The following is a 2,328-nucleotide window of genomic DNA, read 5'->3' as shown; positions in this document are numbered from 1 at the left end:
TTGGTTTCCAGATTCCAATCAAAAATCTGGTTTCAATTTTAATATCCACAGCGGTTAAAACCGCTCGTGTCGTTTCCCTCTCAGGTCTAAAGACGCTGAGTTTCCCACTTACCGGGTGTTCTTATGAATGCTTACAAGACTTATATCACCATTGAAGACCCGAAGCAGGTAGTTTTATCTGATTTACCTTTTCAAGTTGGACAGCGTGTGGAGATTATTGTTTTAGCTGAAGATAACCCGCAGGTTACAATTAGTAATAAGTTGCGGAATTTATTTGATAAAACTCAGGCTATTCCTGGTGTGGAAGAGGTTACAGAGGAGGATATAGCCGCAGAAATTGAAGCTTATCGGCGTGGGGAATGAAAGTTATTATTGATACTAATGTTTTAGTTTCTGCTGTTCTCAAGGGGAGAGAACCAAGGGATGTTATTCAATTTGTTGTGGATAGTCCTAATTGTGATTGGGTTGTTTCTGAGGAGATTTTAGCAGAGTATCAGGATGTGTTAAGTCGGAAGAAGTTTAAGTTGACAGATGAAGTCAGAAAAGAATGGTTAGATATTATAGATTTGGTGACTACATTAGTTGATGTTCAGGTAACTATAGATTTTGCTAGAGATAGAAAGGATGAAAAGTTTTTAGCTTGTGCTATCGCAGCAGAGGCGGATTTTTTAATTACTGGAGATGCTGATTTTAATCAAGCACAGAATTTAGTGAATACTACTATTGTTTCTGTGTCTATGTTTAAGCGGTTGGTTTGTGATTTTAGGGAATAATCAAGCTATTAGAAAGATACATAAAAAATTTAACCCTCTGCAAAACCAGTAAACTGCCTAATATGAGGCGCTCTAAAACCTAACACAATATCTGTTTTCGGTACTCCTAACTCTACTAATTGATTAGGAATTCCTTCTTCTGTAAAATCGCGCTGAATCCAAATTTTTCCATCTTTAATATCTACATGAATCATTGTACCATAGGTTCTATTTTCACCTTCCCAACCTATATGAACTACTAGATAGCGATTTCTTTGAATATCAAAGATTACCTCGATTTCTGTTCCTTCAGAGCAATGACCGTCTGTATGTGTTGCTAACACTTGTTGTACTAATTTAGGGTAATCTAATTTTTCCATAACATTGGGAACTGGTTTAATTTCTGCGATCGCTTTACCTGCTTCAATGATAATAATACTTTCTCCTGCTGCTACTTGGTGAAGATAGCTAGTGAGGTTTTTTTGGATTTCATCAATGGTTATGGTTAACATGAGATGATTGTTTAGGAATGTTTCTAGTATATCAAGAAGTTATGAATATTTTTATCTCACGCAAAGACGCAAAGACGCAAAGGAAGAATTGCAAGATTTTAAGTAATTGCAAATTCAGTATATTGTCTGATATCGGCTGGTTGGAAGGCTAAAACAATTTGATTTTTAGGAATACCAGCGTTAACAAGTTCGTTGGCTATACCGTATTCTGTTCCGTCTCTTTGAATCCAGATTTTATCGTTGATTATGTCTATATGAATTAAGCAACCATGCACTCGTTGATTATTTTCCCAGCCTAATGTTAGTAGTAGGTAATGGTTGGCTGTTTGGTCTATGATTAGTTGTCTTTCTAGTTCACCGTAAGCGTAGGGAAGTTGGGAATATTCGGTTAAGATTGTTTGGATGATTTGGCGATATTTATCTAAGGTATCCATTGCAGTATAATCTCTTGTTTGGAGTCGAAGACAAGTAAACAAAGGCGTTGATTTTCTAATAATATTTTACCAACTGGTTCTTGAAATAGTTCTGAGTAGGTTTCTTGACGAATAGCGAGATATAAGCGGCGTTCAGGTTCTAAGCGTCAGAGAATGTCGTAATATAAGATATATTCCCCTAAAGCGTTTTCTAGGTCTGTGACTGGAGAAGCACCTATAAAGCTTTTAATTTCGACTGCTATTTTCTGTCCAGTTTTTTCGGCGGCTATGAGTTTTTCTGCACCTAAGTCTATATATAAATCTCTTATACCCCATTTGAGAACAAATGGATCTTTGGTGATTTGCCAATTATCTTTTTCTAGGGCATTTCTAACGGTATTATGGTAAATGTCTTTAGCTGGCATAGGGATAAATTTATACTACAATATATAGTATATTAATTTGGGTATTTACAAACAGCCCTGGCGATTAGAAATCGCGGCTATACAAACAAAGTCCACCTGCGTGGACTAAAAACAAAATTTTTGAACCCGCGAAGGCGGGTTTTGTTTGTGTAGATGCGAATTATATTCGCCGGGTATTTAAACATTTTTTATTTCACCCAAGATGCGAAACTTATTGACTTTAAAT

At 36.1% G+C, this 2,328-nt stretch carries 4 protein-coding genes and 1 pseudogene; 2 read left to right on the top strand and 3 right to left on the bottom strand.

Translation table 11 applies throughout. The annotated features are described in order from the left end of the window. Positions 1 to 123: 123 nt before the first annotated feature. Together IQ228_RS24905 and IQ228_RS24900 are read left to right on the top strand one after the other, a co-directional pair. Positions 124 to 363: a hypothetical protein gene (locus tag IQ228_RS24905; protein WP_193964824.1), complete on the top strand. Its 240-nt coding sequence runs from the start codon at positions 124 to 126 to the stop codon at positions 361 to 363. Next, complete coding sequence (locus IQ228_RS24900; RefSeq protein ID WP_193964822.1) at positions 360 to 773, top strand: putative toxin-antitoxin system toxin component, PIN family; 414 nt, start codon at positions 360 to 362, stop codon at positions 771 to 773. The genes IQ228_RS24905 and IQ228_RS24900 overlap by 4 nt, the downstream gene beginning before the upstream one ends. A gap of 29 nt (positions 774 to 802) precedes the next feature. On the opposite strand, the gene IQ228_RS24895 is transcribed toward IQ228_RS24900, so the two are convergent. The 3 genes and pseudogenes from IQ228_RS24895 to IQ228_RS24885 form a co-directional block, all read right to left on the bottom strand. Beyond that, positions 803 to 1,132 carry a XisI protein gene (locus IQ228_RS24895; RefSeq protein ID WP_027402908.1) on the bottom strand — a complete coding sequence of 110 codons (330 nt, stop codon included), beginning with the start codon at positions 1,130 to 1,132 and terminating at the stop codon, positions 803 to 805. Between the two features lie 230 nt (positions 1,133 to 1,362). Further along, positions 1,363 to 1,698: a XisI protein gene (locus tag IQ228_RS24890; protein WP_193964820.1), complete on the bottom strand. Its 336-nt coding sequence runs from the start codon at positions 1,696 to 1,698 to the stop codon at positions 1,363 to 1,365. Continuing rightward, positions 1,686 to 2,102, bottom strand: a pseudogene (locus IQ228_RS24885) (element excision factor XisH family protein). The gene IQ228_RS24890 and the pseudogene IQ228_RS24885 overlap by 13 nt, the downstream one beginning before the upstream one ends. Positions 2,103 to 2,328: the final 226 nt, after the last annotated feature.

The organism is Dolichospermum sp. LEGE 00246 (assembly GCF_015207865.1).
GTDB classification, from domain to species: Bacteria; Cyanobacteriota; Cyanobacteriia; order Cyanobacteriales; family Nostocaceae; genus Dolichospermum; species Dolichospermum heterosporum.
The sequence above is the reverse complement of the archived record's forward strand: the minus strand, read 5'-3'. Positions and strand labels throughout refer to the sequence as shown.

Bases quoted from the DNA above. Each gene is read 5' to 3' on its own strand.
- IQ228_RS24895 (WP_027402908.1), bottom strand. From the start codon at position 1,132: ATGGAAAAATTAGATTACCCTAAATTAGTACAACAAGTGTTAGCAACA.
- IQ228_RS24900 (WP_193964822.1), top strand. From the start codon at position 360: ATGAAAGTTATTATTGATACTAATGTTTTAGTTTCTGCTGTTCTCAAG.
- IQ228_RS24905 (WP_193964824.1), top strand. From the start codon at position 124: ATGAATGCTTACAAGACTTATATCACCATTGAAGACCCGAAGCAGGTA.
- IQ228_RS24890 (WP_193964820.1), bottom strand. From the start codon at position 1,698: ATGGATACCTTAGATAAATATCGCCAAATCATCCAAACAATCTTAACC.